This is a genomic window from Achromobacter sp. E1 (assembly GCF_037039475.1).
GTDB lineage: Bacteria > Pseudomonadota > Gammaproteobacteria > Burkholderiales > Burkholderiaceae_B > Achromobacter > Achromobacter mucicolens.
On the sequence record NZ_CP146253.1, the window covers coordinates 4,516,620 to 4,540,717 of the forward strand.

Here is a 24,098-nt window from a genome sequence, read left to right on the forward strand (position 1 = left end):
TTTTTACAAAACTTGCTTGACGGTCTCGGCCACCTTGTCGGCGGTCAGCCCGAAGAACTTGAACAGGGCGCCGGCCGGCGCGGACTCGCCGTAGCGGTCGATGCCGACCACGGCGCCTTCCAGGCCCACGTACTTGTGCCAGAAGGCGGTGACGCCGGCCTCGACGGCCACGCGCGGCAGGCCCTTGGGCAGCACGGATTGCTTCCAGGCGGCGTCCTGCTTGTCGAAGACGTCGGTGCTGGGCATGGAGACCACGCGCACGGCAATGCCTTCCTTGGCCAGCTGCGCCTGCGCGTCCAGCGCGATGGCGACTTCAGAGCCGGTGGCGATGATGACGGCGCGGGCGCCTTCGGCGTCGCGCAGCACGTAGCCGCCGCGGGCGATGGCGTCGACGGTGGCCGCGTCGCGCTGCACGAAGGGCAGGTTCTGGCGCGACAGCAAGAGGGCCGTCGGGCCGCCGTCATGCACGTCCATGCCGATGCTGGCCGGACGCGTCACGGCGGCGTTCCAGGCCACGGCGGTCTCGGCCGTATCGCAAGGACGCCACAGCGACAGGTTGGGGATGAGGCGCAGGCTGGCCGCGTGCTCGATCGACTGGTGGGTCGGGCCGTCTTCGCCCAGGCCGATGGAGTCGTGCGTGAACACGTGGACGACGCGCTGCTTCATCAGCGCGGCCATGCGGATGGCGTTGCGCGAGTAGTCCGAGAACGTGAGGAACGTGCCGCCGAACGGCAGGTAGCCGCCGTGCAGCGCGATGCCGTTCATGATGGCGGCCATGCCGAATTCGCGCACGCCGTAGTTGATGTGGCGGCCGAACTGGATGCCCTTGTCGCCGGCGCGGACGGCGCCAACGCCCTTCCAGTCGGTGAAGTTCGAGCCGGTCAGGTCGGCCGAGCCGCCCAGCATTTCCGGCAGCATCGGCGCCAGCGCGGCGATGGCGAATTGCGAGGCCTTGCGGGTGGCGACGGTCTCGCCCTTTTCCAGCGTGGCCGACAGGAAAGCCTTGAACTGGTCCGCGTAGCCCTGGGGCATCTCGCCCTTCATGCGGCGCGTGAATTCGGCGGCTTCGGCGGGGAATTCGGCGGCGTAGGCGTCAAAGCGCTTCTGCCATTCGCCCTGGGCTTCGGCGCCCTGCTTGCGGCCGTCCCAGCCGTCGTAGATGTCTTGCGGAATCTGGAAGGGTTCGGAAGACCAGCCCAGCGCGGCGCGCGTGGCGGCGATTTCGTCCTTGCCCAGCGGCGCCCCGTGCACGTTGTGCGTGCCGGCCATGTTGGGCGAACCCTTGCCGATCACGGTGCGGCAGACGATCAGCGTGGGCTTGTCCGACTGCGCACGTGCGGCCTTGATGGCGGCGTCCACGGCAGCGACGTCATGGCCGTCCACGCCGCGGATGACGTTCCAGCCGTAGCCTTCGAAGCGCTTGGCGGTGTCGTCGGCGAACCAGTGTTCGACGTGGCCGTCGATGGAGATGCCGTTGTCGTCGTACAGCACGACCAGCTTGCCCAGCTTGAGCGTGCCGGCCAGCGAGCACACTTCATGCGAGATGCCTTCCATCAGGCAGCCGTCGCCGGTGAACGCGTAGGTGTGGTGATCGACGAGCGTGTGGCCCGGCTTGTTGAATTCGGCGGCGAGCAGCGCTTCGGCGAGCGCCATGCCTACGGCGTTGCCCAGACCCTGGCCCAGCGGACCGGTGGTTGTTTCCACGCCCGGGGTGATGCCCACTTCGGGGTGACCCGGCGTCTTGGAATGCAACTGGCGGAAATTCTTGAGTTCTTCGATCGGCAGGTCGTAGCCCGTCAGGTGCAGCAGGGCGTAGATCAGCATCGAACCGTGGCCGTTGGACAGCACGAAGCGGTCGCGGTTGGCCCAGGCGGGATCCTTGGGATTGTGGCGCAGGTTGCCGGCCCACAAGGCTTGGGCGATTTCCGCCATGCCCATGGGAGCACCCGGATGCCCGGAGTTCGCTTGTTGCACGGCATCCATCGCGAGGGCGCGGATGGCATCCGCCAAGGCAAGTTTAGGGGCGGTCGGATTGCTCATTCGGAAGGCTCTTTGAAACTGGCGCGTCTACGACAAGAAATAGGGCCAGTTGAGTAGGTTGCGAAGCAGGTGATTTTAGCATCAGGGGATTTCCCGGAGGCCATCGGCCGGATGCCCTATGTAATCGCGGGTTTCAGGGGGATCGGCAAGCGATGGTAGGCTACGCGTACTCCGTCAGTCCCCTATCATTTCGAATCCCCTTCCCCATGCCCGCCCCCCGTTTCTACTGCGACGCCCCGCTGGCCGCCGGCGCCCGCATCGCCCTGCCGGAAGCGCTTGCCCATCACGCGCTGCGCGTGCTGCGCCTGCGCGCCGGCGAAACCGTCACGCTGTTCAATGGCCAGGGTGGCGAATACCCCGCGGTGCTGGAAGTCGAGGGCAAGGCCGGCTTTGCCCAGCTGGGCGACTTCAACCCGCGCGAAGCCGAACTGGGCGGACGCATCACGCTGGCCCAGGGTCTGCCCTCGGGCGACAAGATGGATTGGGTGGTGGAAAAGGCCGTGGAACTGGGCGCTGCCCGGGTCAGCCCGATCGCGGCGCAGCGCAGCGTGCTGCAGTTGTCGGGCGCGAGGCTGGAAAAGCGTGTCGGGCACTGGCAGCGCATCGCGCAATCGGCCGCCGAACAATGCGGCCGCAACCGTCTGATGGCCGTTGATGCGCCGCAGTCGCTGCAAGACTGGCTGGCCCAACCCGCAGAGGGATTACGCGTGCTGTGCCACCCGGAAGCCGCCGACGACCTGGCCACCGCGCTGCAAGGCGCATCGGATCAGACGTCCATCACCCTGCTGGTCGGCCCGGAAGGCGGCTGGTCGGACAAGGAACTGGACGCGGCCCGCAAGGCCGGCGTGCGCGCCGTGCGCTTCGGCCCCCGGGTGCTGCGCACCGAGACGGCCGGTCTGGCGCTTCTGTCGGCGGTCAGCGCCCTGCGCGGTTGGTAGGTCAGTCGTTTTCGCCGTAGGGCGCCGCGGCCACGCCGGGTTCGGGGTCGGGATGCTTGCCGGCGTGCTCGATCACATACGCAAACACGCGGCCGTTTTCGTGCGCGAAATCCGCCGCGTCGGAGCAGACGGTTTCGATGCGGCCGGCGTCTTCCGCCAAGGCCGGGTCGCCGGAATGCAGGCGATACAGCCACAGCACCACGCCGGATTTGTGGTCCAGCACCGTGTCGCACAGGCAATCGTAGAGCGCGTCCAGGTTGCCGCCGAAATATTCGGGGAAATCCACCGCCTTGACGATGGCGCGCAAGACCGCCGAGCGGCTGCGGCAGGGGTCGCAATTGGCAACAAACAAGGACAGGCCAAGCTCATGCGCGGCGTCCACCACGGCCTTCTTGTCCAGCCCGTCGTGAGCCAGCGCTCCGCCGCGCATCAGCTGCCGCTGCAAACTCGATTGGCCATTGCGCGTCATGCCTGAGCCTCCCTGAAAAAGGCGATCACTTCGTCGTTACGTCGCATCGTATCGGCATAACCCAGTTCGATCAATCGCTTGGTGTAGCCGGCTTCAAACAGCAGGTAGGACATCAGCGCCCCTCCCCCCGGACGCTGTGGATCGGACGATACACCGAGTACGCGGAAAAGCGCACGCGCCTGTGCCGGCATGTCGTGCAAATGCTCAAGCGCCATCAGATCCAGCGACTGGCTGGGGGTGATGGTCAGCACCTCGATGCGGCGCACGGCGGGCGGCACGCCCTTCGGGTCCGCGTGGTCCATCAGGTAGTTGATGCGTTCCAGGCGCTCGACATCCGCCGACAGGCCGTCGAGGAAGATGCTGGACAACGCATGTCCGCCCACCTGCGCCAGCGACGGATACGGGGGCGAATCCTCGCGATTTTCGGGATGAGTGTCGTCGCGGTAGCCGGTGCCAATCACCAGCACACGGTGCGCACCCAGGTGGATCGCCGGACTGATCGGCGCCAGCTGGCGCATCGAGCCGTCGCCGCACCATTCGCCCTTGCCATGCACCTGCACCTGACGCGCCGGAAAGACGAAGGGAATGGCCGACGACGCCATCAGGTGCTCGATGCCGATGGGCGTGGGGATCGCCAGCCGCAGGTAGCGGTGCCAGGGTTCGATGGGAGTGTGCGCCTGATAGAACGTCAGGTGCTCGCCGCTGGTGTAGCCCGACGCGGTGATGGCCAGCGCGGACAGCGATCCGCCTTCCAGGTTGGCGCGCAGGTTCTGAAAGTCGAGCACCCGCTCCAGCAGCCCTTGCATGGGGGCATTGTCCAGCAGCGAATGCGGACGCTTGCGCGTCAGGCCCGAATACATCCAGCCCAGCGACAAGAGGCCCAGCCATCGCACGCCGGTGCGGATGAGGCCCGGCGCGTCGGCCCGGTAGATCATGTCGGTGTTCAGCGACGACCACAGGCGGCGGATGCGCCGCACGCCCAGATGCGGCCGATCGGCGCGGCAGGCCAGCGCCGCGGCGTTGATCGCGCCGGCCGAGGTGCCGCAGATGATGTCGAAGGGGTTCTGAAAACGGGAGTGCCAGTCGGGGTCCAGCAGCTCCATGATGGCGCTGAGCACCCCCACCTGGTACGCGGCGCGTGCGCCGCCGCCCGTCAGGACCAGGCCGATGGGCGTGCGCGGGCACGACCCGCCGGCCGGCTTGACTTCAACGCGGTGTATTGACATCGACCACCGTCATCGCGGTCATGTTGACGATGCGGCGCACGGTGGAGCTGGAGGTCAGGATGTGCACGGGCGCGTTGGCGCCCAGCAGGAACGGTCCCACCGCCACGTTGCCGCCCGCGGCCGTCTTGAGCAGGTTGTAGGCGATGTTGCCCGAGTCCACGTTCGGGCACACCAGCAGGTTGGCTTCGCCCTTGAGCGTGGAGGACGGCAAGATGCGCATGCGCAGCGCCTCGTCCAGCGCGCAGTCGCCGTGCATCTCGCCGTCGATTTCCAGGTCGGGATCCATCTGGCGCACCAGCTCCAGCGCGCGGCGCATCTTGGCGCCCGATGCCGAACTGCCCGATCCGAAATTGCTGCGCGACAGCAGCGCGGCCTTGGGCGCCAGGTACATGCGGCGCATCTCGCGCGCAGCCGCCACGGTGAATTCGGCGATTTGCTCGGCCGTCGGTTCGTCGTTCACGTGCGTATCCACCAGCACCACCGTGCGCTCGTTGAGCAGCAGGATGTTCATGGCGGCGTACACGTTGTGGCCGGGACGGCGGCCGATCACTTCGTCCACGAAACGCAGGTGGTCGTGATATGCGCCGACGGACCCGCAGACCATGCCGTCGGCATCGCCCAGGTGCACCATCATTGCGCCGATGAGCGTCATGCGGCGGCGCATTTCCACACGCGCCATTTCCTTGGTGATGCCGCGGCGGCACATGCGTTCCCAATACGTCGTCCAGTATTGGTGGAAGCGCTCGTCGTATTCGGGGTTGGTGACCTCGACGTCCTCGCCCAGGCGCAAGCGCAGGCCCAGCTTTTCGATGCGGGTCAAGAGCACCGACGGCCGGCCCACCAGGATCGGACGGGCCAGGCCTTCATCCACCACCACCTGCACGGCGCGCAGCACGCGTTCGTCCTCGCCTTCGGCGAACACGATGCGGGCGGGGCCGCCTTCGCGCACGATGCGCTTGGCCGCCGAGAACAGCGGCTTCATGAACGCGCCGGAGTGGTACACGAACTGCTGCAGCTGTTCCTCGTAGGCTTCCAGGTCGGCCAGCGGACGCGTGGCCACGCCGCCTTCCATCGCAGCCTTGGCCACCGCCGGCGCGATGCGCACGATGAGGCGCGGATCGAACGGCTTGGGGATCAGGTATTCAGGGCCGAACGAAATGTCGAACGTGCCGTAGGCCGCGGCCACGACTTCGTTCTGCTCTTCTTCGGCCAGGTCGGCAATGGCATGCACCGCCGCCATTTCCATCTCGCGCGTGATGGTCGTGGCGCCCACGTCCAGCGCGCCGCGGAAGATGTACGGAAAGCACAGGACGTTGTTGACCTGGTTGGGATAGTCCGACCGGCCCGTGGCCATCACCACGTCGTCGCGCACGCCGTGCGCCACTTCCGGCAGGATTTCCGGCGTGGGGTTGGCCAGCGCCAGGATCAGCGGGCGCGGGCCCATGGCCGCCACCATTTCCGGTTTCAGCACGCCGCCGGCCGACAAGCCCAGGAACACGTCGCTGTCCTGGATCACTTCGGCCAGCTTGCGGGCGTCGGTCTTTTGCGCAAAGCGCGCCTTGTCCGGGTCCATCAGCGTGGTGCGGCCTTCATAGACCACGCCTTCGATATCGGTGACCCAGATGTTTTCCAGCGGCAGGCCCAGGTCCACCATCAGGTCCAGGCACGCCAGTGCCGCGGCGCCCGCGCCGGACGTGACCACCTTGACCTGCTTGATGTCCTTGCCCACGACCTTCAGCCCGTTGATGAAGGCTGCCGACACGCAGATCGCCGTGCCGTGCTGGTCGTCGTGAAAGACCGGAATGTTCATGCGCTCGCGCAGCTTGCGTTCGACAGTGAAGCATTCCGGCGCCTTGATGTCTTCGAGGTTGATGCCGCCGAAGGTGGCTTCCAGGCCGGCGATGATCTCGACCAGCTTGTCCGGGTCGGTTTCGTTGATTTCGATGTCAAAGACATCCAGGCCGGCGAACTTCTTGAACAGCACGGCCTTGCCTTCCATGACGGGCTTGGAGGCCAGCGCGCCGATGTTGCCCAGGCCCAGCACTGCGGTGCCGTTGGTGATGACGCCCACCAGATTGCCGCGGGCGGTGTAGCGGTACACGTTGGCCGGGTCGGCCACGATTTCCTCGCAGGCCGCCGCCACGCCGGGCGAATACGCCAGCGCCAGATCGCGCTGGTTCGTCAGTTGCTTGGTCGGCGTGACCGAGATTTTGCCGGGGCGCCCGTGCTCGTGATATTCAAGGGCGGCTTTGCGAAGGTTGGCATCCATAGGGCGGCTACTGGCTAGAGTGTGTGACACGAAAGAGGGAGGAATTCTATTCCCATGCCGGGCGGCGCGATACGCGGGCCTCGCGCTTTCTTGAGGTCGAGCGCCGAAATCTTACAGTAAGCTGAACGTTTTTCAGACTTCCGGCCACAGGAATTCCGGGAAGCAGCCGTCCGGATCGAACAACGTCTTGACCCGTCCGTCCAGCCGGACGGTGGCCAGCCCGGGGGCCGCCGGCCCGGGGCGGGAAGCGGGCGAGTCCGCGGCCTGAGCGTCGTTGCCAGGCGGCACGTCGGTCAACACCGCACCTTGCAACCAGGCGAGCGTGCCGCCGTGGCCCAACAGCAATTGCGCCAGATTGACGGTGGCCGGCGCCTCGGGCTTGAGCGCATCCAGCCGGTAGCGGCCCAGCCAGTGATAGCCGTCGTTGGTGGCGAACGCGTCGCCGCCGGAGGCCAGCTGGAACAGCGCGGGCACCAGGCGCTGGACGGTGGCCGAGCGCAGGGGCTGGCCATCGGCCTCGCCAAACGCCCCCAGCGTTTCCTCGACGCCATCGGCCAGCAGCACGTCCGCCGCCGCAAGGCCCGAGGCCGCGCAATGGCCCGCCGGCCAGGCAGCCGGCGCCGCCACCCATTGAGCCAGCGTCATGTCGCCCGGCAACCCGGCAAATTGCCGCAGGCCGGCGCTGGCCAGCTCGGCCAAGGTCACGCCCGGCTGCGCGTGCCAGCGGGGCGTGTCGCCCGCCAGCCGCGTCAACCCGGTCAGCAGCACGGGATCGACCCGCAGGCGAGGCCGGTCCGAGGGCGCGAACGGTCCCGCCGCGCCCTCCAGTTCCAGGACCACCCGGTATTCGGCGCACAATTTGCGGGCCTGCACGACGTCGGCGCCGCGGACGGGCGTCAAGACGGCGCACGTGCCGTCTGCGCCGCCCTCGCCCAGATCGCGGACCTTGCCCTGGCACACCAGCGCCAGGCGTTGCACGAAGGCCGCCCACGGCGTCTGGACGGGCCGACGTCCCAGGAGGAAGGCGCGCCGGGATGGCTGCATGACTACAATTCCTTTTTTGCTAGATGACGCTTTCGAGATTCCGATGCCCCGCCTTGCCACCCGCACTCACGATTTCCTGACGTTCCAGGTGATGGAACTGTTCAAGCAGGCGCAGGCGCTGCAGGCGGCCGGAAGAGACATTATCAGCCTGGGCATCGGCGAACCGGACTTTACCGCGCCCCCTCAGGTCGTGGAAGCGCTGGACCGCGCCGCGCGCGCGGGCCTGAGCGGCTACAGTCCGGGCGCGGGGATCGCCCCGCTGCGCGAAGCCATCGCGCAGTTCTACCGCGACCAGTTCGGCGCCGCCATCGATCCGCGCCGCGTCATCGTCACCGCGGGCGCCTCGGGCGCCCTGACGCTGGCTTGCGCGGCGCTGGTCAACACGGGCGGCGAGGTCCTGATGCCCGATCCGTCCTATCCTGCCAACAGCAATTTCGTGCTGGCCGCGGGCGGCGTGCCCCGCCTGATTCCCAGCACGGCCGACAAACGCTTCCAGTTGTCCGCCGACGACGTCGCGCGCCACTGGACGCCGGCCACGCAGGGCGTGATGGTGGCCTCGCCCAGCAATCCCACCGGCACCTCGATCGCCCACGGCGAACTGGCCGAGCTGCTGGCGCAGGTGCGCGCCCGCGACGGTTTTGCCATCGTCGACGAAATCTATCTGGGTCTGTCCTACGACGGCCAGCCGCGCTCGGCCCTGACGCTGGACGACGACGTCATCGTCATCAACAGCTTTTCCAAGTACTTCCACATGACGGGCTGGCGCCTGGGCTGGATGATCGTGCCGGACGACATGGTCGCGCCGGTGGAAAAGATTGCCTCCAGCCTGGCGATCTGCGCGCCCACGCTGGCCCAGCACGCGGCGCTCGCCTGCTTTACTCCCGCCGCGCTGAAGATCTTCGAACACCGCCGCGAGGCCTTCAAGCAGCGCCGCGACTACCTGCTGCCGCAATTCGAACGCCTGGGCATCGACGTGCCGGTCAGGCCGGACGGCGCCTTCTATATCTATGCGGATATCAGCAGCCTGGGCATGGACAGCGCCGCGTTCTCGCAGCGCCTGTTGCTGGAAGCCGGCGTGGCCGCGGTGCCGGGCCTGGACTTCGGACCGGCGCACGCCGCCCACACCATGCGTTTTTCCTACGCCACCGGCCTGGATCGCCTGGAAGAGGCGGTGGCCCGGATGGGCGTGCTGCTGCAACGCTGACCGGACGAAAAAAAGCGCGCCCCAATGGGGCGCGCCTGTTGCCGGAGCAGGACGCAGGATCAGTCGCGCGCCAGCGCGATGCCCGACGCGAGCGCCAGGCGGCGGCGTTCCGCCTGAACCTTCGCCCCGTAGCCGTTGTCGTCCGGACCGGTGGATCCCACGTAACACGCCAGGCCGCCGTCCACGGAACCGCGGCGGTTGATGCAGTCGCGCAGGATCGTGGCGCCCACGCCGATGTTGGCGGCCGGGTCCAGCGGGTTCTTGCCGACCGCGTCGAACTTGTCCTGGTGCACGCTGGTCATGACCTGCATCAGGCCCTGCGCGCCCACGTGGCTTTCGGCCAGGGGGTTGTAGCGCGATTCGATGGCGATCACGGCCAGGACCAGCAAGGGATCAAGCTGCTTTTCGCGGCTGACCTTGTACACGGTGTTCAACAGCGGGCCGGTCGCGTCATACGCGACCTTGTATTTGCGCGAGATATAGTTGCGCAGTGCTTCCGCCTGTGGCCCCGTGGCCGCCGAAGCGGTCTTCTTGGGCGCGGGCGGCGCGAGTCGGGCCGGCCCCAGCATGCCGGTGGCGTTGCTGATGGGGGCGGCGGGTACGGCCATGGCAATTGCCGACGACGTGTCGGCACCCAGTTCGGAGCCGGCTTCGGATTCGGAGCTGGCCTGCATGGATGAAGGCGCGAGGGCGGTCAACAAGGCTTTGTGCACTTGCAATGCCTGGTCGCGCAAACCAGGCAGGGCGAATCCCATGCTCACCGTCACAATGACCGCAATGCCCAGATAGACAGAGCAAATGCGCAGGGATTCGGCAAGATATTGGTGCACTCCTTGGGCCATGTTCCTGAACAGGCTGGCCACTGACGCATCGGGCATAAAACCTCCTGCGTAAAAAAGAGGGAGTCAATGTTAACCTCTCTTTGAACCTGAAATGTAACCAAATCGCTGGGATCTGTAGTGAAATACCGCGACCTTAGAGACTTCATCGCCCAACTTGAACGGATGGGCGAGCTCAAACGCATTGCCGCGCCGGTGTCGACGCAGCTTGAAATGACGGAGATTTCCGACCGCGTGCTGCGGGCCGAAGGCCCCGCCCTGCTGTTCGAAAACGCCCGCCACAACGGCCAGCCCGCGCAGATGCCGGTGCTGGCCAATCTGTTCGGCACCCCCGCGCGCGTGGCGCGCGGCATGGGCGCCGACGACGTCAGCGCGCTGCGCGACATCGGCGAGCTGCTGGCCTCGCTGCGCGAGCCCGAGGCGCCCAAGGGCTTGCGCGATGCGCTGGCCAAGGTGTCGATGCTGAAGTCCGCGCTGTGGGACATGAGCCCCAAGAACGTCAAGAGCCCCGCCTGCCAGGAAATCGTCTGGGAAGGCAAGGACGTGGACCTGACGCGCCTGCCCATCCAGACCTGCTGGCCGGGCGACGTGGCGCCGCTCTTGACCTGGGGCCTGGTGATCACGCGCGGCCCCAACGCCAAGCGCCAGAACCTGGGCATCTACCGCCAGCAGTTGCTGGGACCGAACAAGCTCATCATGCGCTGGCTGTCGCATCGCGGTGGCGCGCTGGATTTCCGCGACCACGCGATCGCCAACCCCGGCACGCCCTTTCCCATCGCCGTGGCGTTGGGCGCCGATCCGGCCACCACGCTGGGCGCTGTCACGCCGGTGCCGGACAGCCTGTCCGAATACCAGTTCGCGGGCCTGCTGCGCGGCTCGCGCACCGAAGTCGCGCAGGCGCTGGGCAGCAACCTGTCCGTGCCGGCCTGGGCCGAGATCGTGCTGGAAGGCCATCTGCTGCCCTCCTCGGACCCGCGCGCCAACAAGCCCGTCGTCCCCGAAGGCGTCAATCCGCCGCCCGACACCGGCTACGAAATGGCGCTGGAAGGCCCGTACGGCGACCACACCGGTTACTACAACGAGCAGGATTGGTTCCCGGTCTTCACGGTCGAGCGCATCACGATGCGCCGCAATCCCATCTATCACTCCACCTACACCGGCAAGCCGCCCGACGAGCCCGCCGTGCTGGGCGTGGCGTTGAACGAGGTCTTCGTGCCGCTGCTGCGCCGCCAGCTGCCGGAAATCGTGGACTTCTACCTGCCGCCCGAAGGCTGCAGCTACCGCCTGGCCGTGGTGTCGATCCGCAAACAGTACGCGGGCCACGCCAAGCGCGTCATGTTCGGCCTGTGGAGCATCCTGCGCCAGTTCATGTACACCAAGTTCATCGTGGTCGTGGACGAAGACATCAACCCGCGCGACTGGAAGGAAGTGGTCTGGGCGATGACCACCCGTATGGACCCGGTGCGCGACACGCTGCTGGTGGAGAACACGCCGATCGACTACCTGGATTTCGCCTCGCCGGTGTCCGGCCTGGGCGGCAAGATGGGTCTGGATGCCACCAACAAGTGGCCGGGCGAAACCAACCGGGAATGGGGCACGCCCATCACGATGGACGCCGACGTCAAGAAGCGCGTGGACGACATGTGGGGGCAGTTGGGGCTGTAGCCGGCTGCACCGCGCGCAAATAACAAAGCCCCGTCAACGGGGCTTTGTCTTTTCAGCTGGCGTCAGTTCAATCGCGTTCCGGATCATCGTCCTGGCGCATGCCGCGCACGGCCTTCAGGATCTGCCAGCCCACGAACGCGCCGCCGGCAAGTTTGAGCAGTTTGCCCCGCTTGCCGCCACGCATGAACATGGCGGACAGCGACGAACTGATGATGGGATAGCGCCGCGCCAGCGTGATGGCCTGCAAGGCCCAGCGGGACGCGCCGCCCGATGCCAGGCCCGGCAGCATGCCGCGGATGAGCGCGCTGGGTTCCAGCCTGCGCCCGGCCGACACGATGTTCTGCGCCAGCGACTCGCGCTCGATTGCCGCGCGGGCGCGCAAGAGTTCGATGCGCACGGCGCGGTCGACGGTGGGAGATCGTTTGTGCATGACTCAGAACCCCTCGCGCCGGCGCACCGCCGTCTCGTCGTCGGCTTGGGCTTCGCGCACCCTGTCCAGCAGCTCCGCATCGCGGCCCAGCTCTTCGAGCGTGGCCGAAAACGGCGCCGGTCCGTAGACGAGTCCGTGGCGCACCACCAGCAGCAGCACCACGCCAGCAACACCATAGAACCCCGCCAGCAGGCCAAGGGCCAGATAGCGGTCTTCCGTGGGCCAGAACGCCACGGCGATGGTGATGGTGGCCACCAGCACCGCCAGCGTCAGAAATAGCAGGGCCGCAAACGCCAGACCCAGCAGCTTGAGCAGGCGCGCCTTTTCGTCCGCGGCTTCAAGAGCCAGCAGCTCCAACCGCGTGCGCATCAGCCCGACCAGGCTGGAGGCAACACCGAATACAGTTTTTCTTAGACCCATGGCTGAAAGAACGCCGGGCGGCAGGCAGCGGCGTGTCGCCGTGCCTGCCGCCCGGACATCCTGCCCTGTCAGCGGCGGCTGATCAGCAAGCCGAGCAGCAGGCCGGTCACGCCTGCCACCCCGATGGCTTGCCAGGGATTGTCGTGCACGTAGTCGTCCGTCGCGCGGGCAGCCTTGCGGCCGCGTTCGAGAACGGCGTCTTGCGCTTCGTACAGCGCCTCACGCGTGCGCCGCAGCGACGTCAGGGCGCGGTCGCGCAGTTCGTTGGCCTTGTCGCCGGTGCTGCTGGCGGCTTCGCGCAGCAGGCTTTCGGCGTCGTTCAGGCTGGTCTTGACACTGTCGATCAGTTTTTCTTTTGCGACGTCTTCGGATTTTCTCGTTGCCATTTTCTGAGCTCCTGTTGTGTGTCCATGACGAGACGATGATACCAGCGGCCAAGCGGGCGCAAACGCCCGCTTGCTACCGGGTGCTACTTGATCTGCGTAATCTCAACGGAAGACTTCACGCCGCCCTGATCGATGTCCTGCTTCATCACCAGATTCACGGCCGGGCAATACCAATCCGTGACCGTCGTGTTCATGCCGGGAATGGGAATGGTCAGGCCCTGAAACGTGGCCATGGTGGGATCCGAATTGCGGGTATAGGTGATCGGGTGGCAAGACTGCTTGCCCAGCGCCGTGGTCAGCGCGGTCTTCTGGCCGACGGTTTTTTCGCCGATGCGCACCGTGGTGCTGGGCTGGCCGCCAACGGGCGCTTCCTTGCCGATCTTCAGGCGAAACGACGAGCCGGGCAGCTTCTGGCCCGAAGCCAGTTTGCCGTCGTAGGCAAAGAGGCCCAGCATGCGCAGGTCGAACTGGCCTTCGGAAGGTTTGGGCGCTTCGCCGGCGGTGGCGTAGCGCAGGAAGGTGGCCTGGCCGCCCTTGACCGTCATCAGGTAATCGAGCTTGGATTTGCCGGGCGGCAGGCCTGCGTAGCTGAACGTGGCCAGGCCCTGCACGCGCGCGCGGCAGTTGTCGCCATTGCTTTTTGTAACCTCGGCAAAAGTCAGGTCGGCGCCCAGCGCCAGATTGCCCGTGCCGGTCAGTTGGACCGAGCCGCCGTCGTGCATGAATTGCGCGTCGCACACGCCAGCCTGCACCGAGGCGGCCGCGCCCAACGCGCCGGCCGCTAGAACCAGGGATGCCATTTTTCGCATCGTCGTCACAAGCCACTCCAGAAAACGGAAAATGCCGTCCCCGCCTTGAGGGACGGCTGGCTTGATACTACACCGGTTGCCGCGCGCGGCGTATGTCCGAACGTGTCGTCACGCAAGCGCCGCCGCCGGGGCGCGCGTCATCAGCGACCTGATCTCCGGCACACACGAGCCGCAACCGGTGCCGCAGCCCAGCGTGTCCTTCAGCGCCGCCAGATCGCAACCCTGCTCGATGCCCTTCAGGATGGCCGCTTCGCTTACGCCGTTGCAGACGCAAACCGTCCGGGAGCGCGCCGCGCCTGCGACCCGTCCCATCAGCAGCGCCGCGGTGCTTGCGGGCGCCTCACCGCCTGCCGCCCAGGCCAGCAACGCCTCCTGCGCGCGCAGGTCGCCCGTCAGCAAAAAGGCGCGCAACACGCCCTGCCCGGCCGCGACACGGCGCAGGCAGCCGCGCGCGGGATCGTCGTACGCGACTTCCGGGCGCCGCAGGTCCAGCGCGTCGGCCAGCTCATGCAGCAGGGCGGCATCCGGCGCGACGCGGCTCGCCAGCCGCAGCCGCACGCCCCCGGCGCCCGCCGGCAGCACGACGGCGTAGTCGAAACGGCGCAGCCACGGCGCAAGCCGGGCCCGCAACGCCACGGCGTCGCCCTGCCGCCAGGCCGCGGCCTGCCACGCAAGCCCGGCCGGTTCCGCGCGCAATGCGGTGAACTTGAGCTCCGGCTGGCGCGAGACGGGATCGGACGCCGGATTGGTCAGGGCGTTCACGCCCAACCCGGACATGAAGGCGCTGCCCCAGTGCATCGGCACAAAAGCGTGCCCCGGCCGCAGCGTGTCGTCCGCCTGCACCGGCAGCACCAGACCGCCGCGCCGCGAGTCCAGCCGGGCCAGGTCGCCGGCCGCAAGGCCAAGGCGGCGCATGTCGTCCGGATGCAGCGACACCCACGGCTCCTCGACGTGCTGGATCAGCGCCCGGGCAAGCGAGGTGCGCGCCATGGTGTGCCAGTGATCCCGCAACCGGCCGGTGGTGAGCTGCAGCGGATAGTCTTCCGAGACCGCTTCGGCCGTCGGCCGCCACGACACGTCGCAGAATCGGGCCCGGCCGCTCGCCGTGGGAAAGACGCCGTCGGCATAGAGGCGCGGCGTGCCCTGCCCGGCGCGATACGGCCACTGCTGCGGTCCGCCCGCTTCCAGCGCGCCGTAGTCCAGCGCGCTGTAGTCCAGGTCCCGCCCGGCCGTCATGCGCGCGTGTTCGGCAAAGACCTCGCTTTCATCGCGATAGGCGAAAAGACCCGCCTTGTGCGGCGCAATACGCGCGGCCAGCCGTAGGGCGACCGACTGCGCCAGCCGCCAGTCCGGCTGCGCGTCGCCCGGCGGCGCGATCGCCGCGCGGACCCGGCTGATGCGCCGCTCGGAATTGGTCACGGTGCCGGACTTCTCGGGCCAGGTCGCCGCCGGCAACACCAGGTCGGCATGGGCCAGCGTCTCGGTGCCGGCATACGCCTCCTGCACGATCACGAACTCGGCGCGCGCCAACGCGGCCTGCACGCGCGCCTGATCGGGCAACGACTGAGCCGGGTTGGTCGCGGCGATCCACAGGACCTTGATGCGCCCGTCCCCCACGGCGTCGAACATATCGAGCGCCGTGGCGCCCGGCGCGTCGGGCAGACTGTCCACGCCCCACAGCCGCGCGACCTCGGCGCGGTGCGCAGCGGACGCCGGATCACGGTGGCCCGGCAGCAGCGTCGCCATGCCGCCGGCCTCTCGGCCGCCCATGGCATTGGGCTGTCCGGTGAGCGAAAACGGCCCCGCGCCGGGACGCCCGATCTGCCCAGCGGCCAGATGCAGGTGAATCAGCGCCGCGTTCTTGTCGGTGCCCGCGACCGACTGGTTCAAGCCCATCGTGTACAGCGACAACGCCGCGCCCGCCTTGCCGAACCAGCGCGCGGCCTGGACGATGTCGTCTGCCGGCACGCCGCAGATGCGCTGCGCCGCCTCGGGCGTGACCGTCTGCACGCGCGCCCGCAGCGCCTCGAAGCCCTCGGTATGGCGCGCGATGTAGTCCTCGTCGGCCAAGCCTTCGCGCAGCATCACGTGCAGCATGGCATTGAAGAGCGCCACGTCCGACCCCGGCGCAATCGGCAGATGCAGGTCGGCGAACGCGGCCGTGTCCGTGCGGCGCGGATCGGCCACGATCACCTTCATGTCCGGACGCTGCGCGCGTGCGGCTTCCAGCCGCCGGAACAGCACCGGATGCGCGTAGGCCATGTTGGACCCGGCGATCAGCACCGTGTCGGCCAGCTCCAGGTCTTCATAGCAGGCGGGCGGCGCGTCCGCGCCCAGCGTGCGCTTGTAGCCCGACACCGCGCTCGACATGCAGAGCCGGGAATTGGTGTCGATGTTGTTGGTGCCCGCCAGCGCGCGCGCCAGCTTGTTGAAGACCGCGTAGTCTTCCGTCAGCAACTGGCCCGACAGGTAAAAGCCCACCGAATCCGGCCCATGCGTGGCGATCGCTTCGGCCAGCCGGTCTGCGGCCATGTCCAGCGCGTGCGTCAGCCCGATATCCCGCAGCGGCTCGCCACGGGCCTCGCGCCACTGTGCCGACAGCACGCGCGCGCCATCGCGCCGCACGGTGTCGGCAAGCGCCAGGCCCTTGCTGCAGAGGCGCCCGCGATTCGCCGGATGCGAGTCGTCGCCGCGCACGCCCGCCACCGCGCCGCCGCGCACCTGCACGCGCACCCCGCAGCCCGTGCCGCAATAGCAGCAGACGGACGCGACCTCATGCGCCGCCTCACTGACGATTTCAATCCGTCGCGCCATCGGCATGTCCATGGCCTACTCCCTTGCCGCGCCTTCGCCAAGCATGAGCTGCTCGCGCAGCACGCCGATGCCGGCTCCTTCACGGATGAGCCGCATGTACCAGGTGCTGTCCGCCGTATCGCCGTACAGGCAGGCGCCCACCAGCCGGTCGTTCTGGATCACCAGCTTCTTGTAGACGCCGCCCGGCATGTCGGCCAGCGTGATGGTCTCGGTCTGCGCGCCGCCCGCAAAGTCGCCTGCGGAAAACAGGTCGATGCCGGTGACCTTGAGCTTGGTCGACGTGACACTGCCTTCGTATCGGCCGATGCCATGCTGCGCAAGGTGATTGGCCGCGACCTTGGCCTGCTCGAAAAGCGGGGCCACCAGGCCGTATGCCGTGCCGCGATGGCTGACGCATTCGCCCACCGCGTAGATGCGGGGGTCGAACGTCTGCAAGGTGTCGCTGACCACAACGCCGCGATCCACATGCAGGCCGCAGCGTTGCGCCAGCTCGGTGTTGGGCCGCACGCCCGCCGCCATCACCACCAGGTCGGCGGGGACTTCGGAGCCATCCGCGAAGCGCACCGCGCGCACGCGCCCGTCCGGCCCGCCAAGGATCGCCTCGGTCTGGTGCTGAAGCAGGAACGTCAGGCCGCGGGCCTCCAGGTTTTCGAGCAGCAGCGCGGCGGCCTCGCGGTCCAGTTGGCGGTCCAGCAACGCCGCGCCCAGATGCACCACCGACACGGCCATGCCACGCGCCGCCAGGCCGTTGGCGGCCTCTAGCCCCAGCAATCCGCCCCCGATCACCACGGCGTGGCGGTAACGCGAGGCGGCGTCGATCATCAGGTTGACGTCGCAAATGTCGCGAAACGCCACCACGCCCGCCAGGTCGTGACCCGGCACCGGCAGGATGAAAGGCTTGGATCCGGTCGCCAGCAACAGCCGGTCGTACGGCGTGCGCGTGCCGTCGTCGGCCACGACCATCCGCCGCCCGCGATCGATGCCGGTCACCGTGCACTGGCGCCGCAGGCGGATGCCGTGGCTGGCATACCAAGCCTCGTCGTTCAGCACGATGTCCTGCAGCGTGCGCTCGCCGGTCAGTACCGGCGACAGCAGGATGCGGTTGTAGTTGGTGTGGGGCTCGGCGCCAAACACCGTGATGTCGTAAAGATCGGGCGCGAGCTTGAGCAGCTCCTCCACGGTCCGGATGCCGGCCATGCCGTTGCCGACCACGACCAGCTTCTGCCTGGCTTGCATGACCGCCCCCCTTACGCGGCGGCGCGCGCCGCTGCTGCGCCGGCTTCCTGCAACGGCGCGGGCACGACGGCAAGCGCCGCGTTGGCCTGGACCGCGGCCTGGGAACGCTCGGGATTGCCGTGCCGGCGATGCAGGAAGTCCACCACGCCCGCGCGGCACGCCAGGTACGTCGGATCGTTGGCCAGCCGCACGCGGTCGCGCGGCCGGGGCAGCGGCACCGGCAGGATCTCGCCGATGGTCGCGGCCGGTCCATTGGTCAGCATGACGATGCGGTCCGACAGCAGCACGGCCTCGTCCACATCGTGCGTGACCATGATGGTGGTCGTGCGGGTCTTGGCCACGATCTTGAGCAGCTCGTCCTGCAGATGCGCGCGCGTCAGCGCATCCAGCGCGCCGAACGGCTCGTCCATCAGCAGCACGCCGGGCTCGATCGCCAGCGCGCGCGCGATGCCCACGCGCTGCTTCATCCCGCCCGAGATCTCGCGCGGCAGCTTGTTCTGCGCCGGCAGCAGGCCCACCAGGTCCAGGGCCGCGCGCGTGCGCTCGGCCAGCTGGGCGCGCTTTTCCGTGGCGCCGAACACCCGCTCGACCGCCAGGTGCACGTTCTGGAAACACGTCAGCCAAGGCAGCAGCGAATGGTTCTGGAACACCACCGCGCGGTCCGGACCCGGGCCGGTGATCTCGCGTTCGGCGCACAGCAGCACGCCGCTCGTGGGCCGGGTCAGGCCGGCGATCAGGTTCAGCAAGGTGGACTTGCCGCAGCCGGAGTGGCCGATCAGCGTGATGAACTCGCCCTGCTCGACCGTCAGGTCGATGTCGCGCAGCGCCACGAAGGCGCCCTTGCGGGTGTCAAAGGTCTGTCCCACGCGCTCGATGCGTACGAATTTCTTCATGGCGCTATTCCTCGGTGTAGGTGAAACGGCGGGCCAGCGCGACTAGCAGGGTCTCCAGCAGCAGCCCCACGATGCCGATCACGAAAATGGCGATGACGATGTGCTCGACCTTCAGGTTGTTCCACTCGTCCCACAACCAGAAGCCGATGCCCGTGCCGCCCGTCAGCATTTCGGCGGCCACGATCACCAGCCATGCGGTGCCGATGGACAGCCGCACGCCGGTCAGCATGTAGGGCAGCACCGCGGGCAAAAACACCTTGGTCGTGACCTTCCATTCGGACAGGTTCAGCACGCGCGCCACGTTCAGGTAATCCTGCGGCACGCGCGACACGCCCACCGCGGTGTTGATGATCATCGGCCAGATCGAACAGATGAAGATGGCCCAGATCGCGGCCGGATTGGCCGCCTTGAACAGCAGAAGCCCAAGCGGCAGCCACGCCAGCGGCGACACCGGCCGCAACAGGCTGACGATGGGCGAGAACATCGCGCGCACCGCGGCGTAGCGGCCGATCGCAAAGCCCACGGGGATGCCGACCAGCGCCGCCAGCCCGAATCCCGCCGCCACGCGTTCCAGCGAAGCCAGCAGGTTCCAGCCGATGCCCTTGTCGTTCGGACCGTTGTCATAGAACGGATCGGCGAACAGTTCCACGGCCGCATGCCACGTGACCCCGGGCGTCGGAATCTCCGGGATGCGCATCGCCACCACCTGCCAGACCAGCACAAAGAGCGCAAAGCCGGCAACCGGCCCCACCACGGCCTTCAACGCCGATTCCAGGCGTTCCCGCCACAGCGCGGCAAATTCGGTGCCGCGGCTTGTCATCGTTACGGTAGACATCGCCAGTCCCCTTCTCGTAGCGGCCGTCAGGCCTTGACCTTGAAACCGTCGGCATAGGCCGCGGGATTGCTGCCGTCCCACACCACACCGTCGATCAGCGTGGACGTGCGCGTCTCACTGGCAGGCAGCGCAACGCCCGCGGCCTGCGCGGCCTGCTTGTAGAGGTCGATGCGGTTGATCTGCGTGGCAATCGCCTGGTAGTCCGGGTGTTCCTTGAGCAAGCCCCAGCGCTTGTGCTGCGTCAGGAACCACATGCCGTCGCTCAGGTATGGAAAGTTGGCGGCGCCGTCGGCGTAAAAGCGCATGGCGTGCGCGTCCGACCATTTCTTGCCCAGGCCGTCGTCGTACTGGCCCAGCATGCGGTCCACGATGCCGCTGGCGTCCGTGTTGACGTAGGATTTGGCGGCGATGGTTTCGGCCGTCTTGCGGCGGTTTTCGGGCGACGCGTCGATCCACTTGCCGGCTTCCAGGATCGCGGCGGTGACGGCACGCGCGGTATTCGGATTGCGGGTCACGAAGTTGGCGGTGGCGCCCAGGACCTTTTCGGGGTGGTCCGTCCAGATGCCCTGCGACGTCACCGTGGTGAAGCCGATCTTGTCCATGATGGCGCGCGCCCCCCAGGGCTCGCCCACGCAGTAGCCATCCATGGTGCCCACCCGCATGTTGGCCACCATCTGCGGCGGCGGCACGGTGATCACCTTGGCGTCCTTCATGGGATTGATGCCATGCGCCGCCAGCCAGTAATACAGCCACATCGCGTGCGTGCCGGTCGGAAAGGTCTGCGCGAACGTGTATTCGCGCTTGTCCGCGGCCATCAGCTTGGCGAGCGATTCGCCGTCGCGCGCGCCGGCTTCCAGCAGCTTGTTCGATAGGGTGATGGCCTGTCCGTTCTGGTTCAGGCTCATCAGCACGGCCATGTCCTTCTTCGGTCCGCCGATGCCCAGGTGCACGCCGTAGACCAGGCCATACAGCACGTGCGCCATGTCCAGCTCGCCGTTCATGAGCTTGTCGCGCACGGCGGCCCACGAGGCTTCCTTGGATGGCGTGATCTTGACGCCGTATTTCTTGTCGATGCCCAGCACCGACGCCATCACCACCGATGCGCAGTCGGTCAGCGGGATGAAGCCGATCTTCACCTCGGTCTTTTCCGGGGCGTCGGTGCCCGCCGCCCACGCGCCGGCGCGCACCAGCGGGTCGACCAATGAAAGCAGACCGGCGCCAGCCACCGCGCGCGCCGTGCCGCTGAGCCATTTGCGGCGGCCGGCATTGGCGGTCATGTCGGCGCGGGCGGCGTCGGTCGAGGGACTGCGGGTCATAGGCGTCATGCGAGGCTCCTTGCGGGTGGCGGCAAAAAAAAACGTTCCGCGCGCCACGGATCTCTATCCAGTGGCGCAGCGGAACGTCGTTGTCCCTGGCCGCGTGATGCGGCGCGTTGCGTCGGGCGACCGCCGTTGGCCGCCCCGACTTCACTCAAGCAATCGCCGTGCCAGATTTCTGGCGGTCTGCGCAAACCGCGCCGCAACCCGCGCCAGCGCTGGCGATGCGCCCAACCCGCGCCGGTCTGGCCTCGCCGGGCTGATTCAGGGGCGGAGCCAAGTTGGTGCGCAGTTCGATGCCGCACCGCACCATCGCTGTGCGGCGCACGCCCCGCCATCGTGCGCGCGCGCCCCGCGCCGCGCGCGGCAACGATGGCATGGAACTTGCATCAGTCATCGCACAGGGGGTGTTTCATGTTGAAGGTCATGCTGCTCAACGATGGCGAGGGACGCGCGGCGTCGCTGCGGCAAACGCTTGCCGCGGCGGGCGTGCACGTCGTGGCCGAGGTCGCGCCCGGCACGGACCTGGCCGCCAGCATCGCGCAGTCCGCCGCCGACGTGGTGCTGATCGACAGCGACGCCCCCGGCCGCGACACGCTGGAGAACATCTGTGTGGCCAGTTCGCACAGCGACCGCCCGGTCGTGATGTTCACCGACGACGGCAATCGCGAAACCATCCGCACGGCCTTGCGCGCAGGCGTTGCCGCCTACGTGGTCGGGGACGTGCCGGCCGCCCGCATCGAACCCCTGCTGACCGTGGCGATCGAGCGCTTCGCCATGGAAAAAACCCGGCGCGAGGAATTGCGCGAGGCGCAACTGAGGCTGGCGGACCGGCAGTGGGTGGAAAAAGCCAAGGGTATCCTGATGAAGACGCGCGCCGTGACCGAGGACGAGGCCCACCGGCTGCTGCGCGAGCGCGCCATGCAGAGCCAGAAGCGGCTGGGCGAGGTCGCCCGCGAGGTCGTCGAGATGAGCCAATGGCTGGGCAGCGCCTGACGGGCCGCCAAATAAGTTATGGCTATATGAATTAAAGAAATCAAAAGTTGTGGGGATGAGAGCCCGTCCCTATCATCGACCCACATTGAGCCGGGTGCGCCCGAGGCTGGCATACATGAAGCTTTTCCCGATTTTTGCCGATCTGACAGACCGGCTGGTACTCGTTGTTGGCGGCGGCGCGGTCGCCGAGCGCAAGACCCTGGCCCTGCTGGAAGCCAGCGCAAACGTGGTCGTGGGCGCGCCGGCACTGACGCCCGCGCTGGCGGCGCTTGTGTCCGAGGGCCGCGTGCGCCACCTGCCCGGGACGTTCAACCCCGATTGGCTGCAAGACGTCTGGCTGGTGGTCGCCGCCACCGACGATCGGACGGTCAACGCCGCGGTGTCCCAGGCCGCCGAGGCGCGCCGTATTTTCAGCAACGTGGTGGACGACCCCGAACTGTCGTCCTTCCAGGTGCCGTCCATCGTCGACCGCTCCCCCGTCATCGTCGCCATTTCGTCGTCGGGCGTGGCGCCCGTGCTGGCGCGCCGCATCCGCGAACGCATCGAGTCGCTGTTCGACCACACGCTGGGCCAGCTGGCCGGTCTGGCCGCCGTCTACCGCAAGCGCATTCGCGCCAGCCACCCCGACCTCGGCGCGCGCCGGCGTTTCTACGACTGGCTGCTGGACGGCCCGGTCGCGGGCTTTCTGCGCCAGCAGCAGCCGGCGCAGGCCGAAGCTGCGCTGGCCGACGCGTTAGCCGCGCCGATTGCGCCCGCCGAGGGCAGCGTCGTGCTGGTGGGCGCGGGGCCGGGCGATCCGGGACTCTTGACGCTCAAGGCCTTGCGCGCGCTGAACGAAGCAGATGTCATTCTTTACGACCGTCTGGTCAGCGACGAGGTCATGTCGCTGGCCCGGCGCGACGCCGAACGCGTGCCCGTGGGAAAGCTGCCGGGCGAAAACCACCACGCCACTCAGGCGCGCATCCATGGTCTGCTGGTGGAATACGCGCAGGCGGGCCGCCGCGTGGTGCGGCTCAAGGGCGGCGACGCCTTCATTTTTGGCCGCGGCGGCGAGGAACTGGAGTTTTTGCGCGCGCATGGCGTGCGCTATGAGGTGGTGCCCGGCATCACCGCGGCGCTGGCCTGTGCGGCCTATGCCGGCATTCCGCTGACGCACCGCGAACACGCCCAATCGGTGCGCCTCATCACCGCGCATTGCCGCGAAGACGAAGACAACCTGGATTGGCCCGCGCTGGCGCGCGAAAAGCAGACCTTGGCGTTCTACATGGGGGTGGGCCAGCTTGATCTGCTGACGCAGCGCCTGCTGCGCCACGGCCGCTCGCCAGACACGCCGTTCGCACTGATCGAGAACGGCAGCCGGCCCGAACAGCGCGTGGTGTCGGGACGGCTCGCGCAACTGCCGGAACTGGCCCGCGACCATGCCGTCCGCTCTCCCGCCCTGCTGATCGTGGGCGAGGTCGCCGGCCTGGCGCCCCAATTGCACTGGTTCGGCCAGCATCTGGGGCAGCCGGCGCTGACGGCCTAGAACCGCTGTCCGACTCGGCATCGGCGCGGCGCCGGTGCTTCACGGCCGACATCCCTGCCGGGCACGGCCGGATGGGTCTTCAGCCCTTTTGCTGCGTGCCGAAGATGCGGTCGCCGGCGTCGCCCAGGCCCGGCATGATGTAGCCGTGCTCATTCAGACCCTCGTCAATGGACGCCGTGTAGATATGCACGTCCGGGTGCTTGTTGAGCACCGCGTCGATGCCCACGGGCGCCGCCACCAGCACCAGCGCGCGGATCTCCTTGCAGCCGGCGCGCTTGAGCAGGTCGATGGCGGCAACCATCGAACCGCCCGTGGCCAGCATGGGATCGACGATCAGAGCCAGGCGCTGGTCGAGTTCGCCCACCAGGCGTTCCAGATAGGTGTGCGCTTCCAGCGTCTCTTCATTGCGAGCCACGCCCACGACGCTGACCTTGGCGCCCGGGATCAGGCTCAGCACGCCGTCCAGCATGCCGATGCCGGCGCGCAGGATGGGCACCACGGTGACTTTCTTGCCGGCGATCTTCTCGACTTCGACCTGCCCGCACCAGCCCTCGACCATGGCGGGCGCCAGCGGCAGGTCCTTGGACGCTTCGTACGTCAGCAGCGCGCCCACTTCCTGCGACAGTTCACGGAAGCTCTTGGTACTGAGGTCGGCGCGCCGCATGATCCCGAGCTTGTGGCGGATCAGCGGATGGCGGATTTCGTGCACGGGCATGTGCGTAACTCTCCAGAGTATTTGTTGGT

20 protein-coding genes and 1 pseudogene are annotated in these 24,098 nt (G+C 67.7%); 5 read left to right on the top strand and 16 right to left on the bottom strand.

Translation table 11 applies throughout. The features are described from left to right. Positions 1 to 3: 3 nt before the first annotated feature. Positions 4 to 2,040 (bottom strand): transketolase, encoded by a 2,037-nt coding sequence (gene tkt, locus V6V88_RS21000; protein WP_223572419.1) that lies wholly within the window; start codon positions 2,038 to 2,040, stop codon positions 4 to 6. Positions 2,041 to 2,246: 206 nt separating this feature from the next. On the opposite strand from tkt, the gene V6V88_RS21005 reads away from it, so the two are divergent. Then, complete coding sequence (locus V6V88_RS21005) at positions 2,247 to 2,978, top strand: 16S rRNA (uracil(1498)-N(3))-methyltransferase (RefSeq protein ID WP_338616184.1); 732 nt, start codon at positions 2,247 to 2,249, stop codon at positions 2,976 to 2,978. 1 nt (position 2,979) lies between these two features. On the opposite strand, the gene V6V88_RS21010 is transcribed toward V6V88_RS21005, so the two are convergent. The 4 genes from V6V88_RS21010 to V6V88_RS21025 form a co-directional block, all read right to left on the bottom strand. After that, positions 2,980 to 3,447, bottom strand: coding sequence for a barstar family protein (locus tag V6V88_RS21010; RefSeq protein WP_056326651.1), 468 nt, complete (start codon positions 3,445 to 3,447; stop codon positions 2,980 to 2,982). Then, a complete protein-coding gene (locus tag V6V88_RS21015; RefSeq protein WP_338616186.1) occupies positions 3,444 to 4,673 on the bottom strand; it encodes a patatin-like phospholipase family protein in 1,230 nt (409 codons plus the stop codon). The genes V6V88_RS21010 and V6V88_RS21015 overlap by 4 nt, the downstream gene beginning before the upstream one ends. Further along, on the bottom strand, positions 4,654 to 6,942 hold the full coding sequence (locus V6V88_RS21020; protein ID WP_338616188.1) for an NADP-dependent malic enzyme: 2,289 nt from the start codon (positions 6,940 to 6,942) through the stop codon (positions 4,654 to 4,656). Before V6V88_RS21020 ends, V6V88_RS21015 begins: the two co-directional genes overlap by 20 nt. 132 nt (positions 6,943 to 7,074) lie before the next feature. Beyond that, on the bottom strand, positions 7,075 to 7,986 hold the full coding sequence (locus tag V6V88_RS21025; RefSeq protein WP_338616190.1) for an FAD-binding protein: 912 nt from the start codon (positions 7,984 to 7,986) through the stop codon (positions 7,075 to 7,077). Positions 7,987 to 8,029: 43 nt separating this feature from the next. On the opposite strand from V6V88_RS21025, the gene V6V88_RS21030 reads away from it, so the two are divergent. Beyond that, a complete protein-coding gene (locus V6V88_RS21030) occupies positions 8,030 to 9,190 on the top strand; it encodes a pyridoxal phosphate-dependent aminotransferase (RefSeq protein ID WP_338616192.1) in 1,161 nt (386 codons plus the stop codon). Positions 9,191 to 9,249: 59 nt separating this feature from the next. On the opposite strand, the gene V6V88_RS21035 is transcribed toward V6V88_RS21030, so the two are convergent. Beyond that, positions 9,250 to 10,068, bottom strand: coding sequence for a lytic transglycosylase domain-containing protein (locus V6V88_RS21035; protein ID WP_056326644.1), 819 nt, complete (start codon positions 10,066 to 10,068; stop codon positions 9,250 to 9,252). An 81-nt stretch (positions 10,069 to 10,149) separates the two neighbouring features. On the opposite strand from V6V88_RS21035, the gene ubiD reads away from it, so the two are divergent. Further along, positions 10,150 to 11,694, top strand: a complete 1,545-nt coding sequence (gene ubiD, locus V6V88_RS21040) for a 4-hydroxy-3-polyprenylbenzoate decarboxylase (RefSeq protein WP_056326642.1) — start codon at positions 10,150 to 10,152, stop codon at positions 11,692 to 11,694. Between the two features lie 67 nt (positions 11,695 to 11,761). On the opposite strand, the gene V6V88_RS21045 is transcribed toward ubiD, so the two are convergent. The 9 genes and pseudogenes from V6V88_RS21045 to V6V88_RS21085 form a co-directional block, all read right to left on the bottom strand. Further along, positions 11,762 to 12,124, bottom strand: coding sequence for a hypothetical protein (locus V6V88_RS21045; protein WP_056326640.1), 363 nt, complete (start codon positions 12,122 to 12,124; stop codon positions 11,762 to 11,764). A gap of 3 nt (positions 12,125 to 12,127) precedes the next feature. Continuing rightward, on the bottom strand, positions 12,128 to 12,544 hold the full coding sequence (locus V6V88_RS21050; protein ID WP_056326639.1) for a phage holin family protein: 417 nt from the start codon (positions 12,542 to 12,544) through the stop codon (positions 12,128 to 12,130). A 68-nt stretch (positions 12,545 to 12,612) separates the two neighbouring features. Beyond that, the gene (locus tag V6V88_RS21055; protein WP_056326638.1) at positions 12,613 to 12,930 is read right to left on the bottom strand and encodes a DUF883 family protein; all 318 of its coding nucleotides are present in this window, start codon (positions 12,928 to 12,930) and stop codon (positions 12,613 to 12,615) included. Positions 12,931 to 13,013: 83 nt separating this feature from the next. Beyond that, entirely contained in the window at positions 13,014 to 13,739 is a 726-nt protein-coding gene (locus V6V88_RS21060; protein WP_338619666.1) for a hypothetical protein, read from the bottom strand. Between the two features lie 108 nt (positions 13,740 to 13,847). Next, the gene (locus V6V88_RS21065) at positions 13,848 to 16,565 is read right to left on the bottom strand and encodes a molybdopterin-dependent oxidoreductase (protein ID WP_338616198.1); all 2,718 of its coding nucleotides are present in this window, start codon (positions 16,563 to 16,565) and stop codon (positions 13,848 to 13,850) included. Between the two features lie 21 nt (positions 16,566 to 16,586). Next, a pseudogene (locus tag V6V88_RS21070) lies at positions 16,587 to 17,789 on the bottom strand (FAD-dependent oxidoreductase); the annotation flags it as partial. 11 nt (positions 17,790 to 17,800) lie between these two features. Continuing rightward, complete coding sequence (locus V6V88_RS21075; RefSeq protein ID WP_056326630.1) at positions 17,801 to 18,682, bottom strand: ABC transporter ATP-binding protein; 882 nt, start codon at positions 18,680 to 18,682, stop codon at positions 17,801 to 17,803. 4 nt (positions 18,683 to 18,686) lie between these two features. Beyond that, on the bottom strand, positions 18,687 to 19,517 hold the full coding sequence (ntrB, locus tag V6V88_RS21080; protein ID WP_338616201.1) for a nitrate ABC transporter permease: 831 nt from the start codon (positions 19,515 to 19,517) through the stop codon (positions 18,687 to 18,689). A 26-nt stretch (positions 19,518 to 19,543) separates the two neighbouring features. Continuing rightward, positions 19,544 to 20,842 carry a CmpA/NrtA family ABC transporter substrate-binding protein gene (locus tag V6V88_RS21085; protein WP_338616203.1) on the bottom strand — a complete coding sequence of 433 codons (1,299 nt, stop codon included), beginning with the start codon at positions 20,840 to 20,842 and terminating at the stop codon, positions 19,544 to 19,546. A gap of 405 nt (positions 20,843 to 21,247) precedes the next feature. Between V6V88_RS21085 and V6V88_RS21090 the strand changes: the two genes are divergently transcribed. Both V6V88_RS21090 and cysG read left to right on the top strand, forming a co-directional pair. Beyond that, a complete protein-coding gene (locus tag V6V88_RS21090; RefSeq protein WP_056326624.1) occupies positions 21,248 to 21,829 on the top strand; it encodes an ANTAR domain-containing protein in 582 nt (193 codons plus the stop codon). Positions 21,830 to 21,944: 115 nt separating this feature from the next. Continuing rightward, positions 21,945 to 23,354 carry a siroheme synthase CysG gene (cysG, locus tag V6V88_RS21095; protein WP_142053778.1) on the top strand — a complete coding sequence of 470 codons (1,410 nt, stop codon included), beginning with the start codon at positions 21,945 to 21,947 and terminating at the stop codon, positions 23,352 to 23,354. A 79-nt stretch (positions 23,355 to 23,433) separates the two neighbouring features. Here cysG and upp read toward each other — a convergent pair whose 3' ends face one another. Continuing rightward, positions 23,434 to 24,069: a uracil phosphoribosyltransferase gene (gene upp / locus V6V88_RS21100; protein WP_223572436.1), complete on the bottom strand. Its 636-nt coding sequence runs from the start codon at positions 24,067 to 24,069 to the stop codon at positions 23,434 to 23,436. Positions 24,070 to 24,098: the final 29 nt, after the last annotated feature.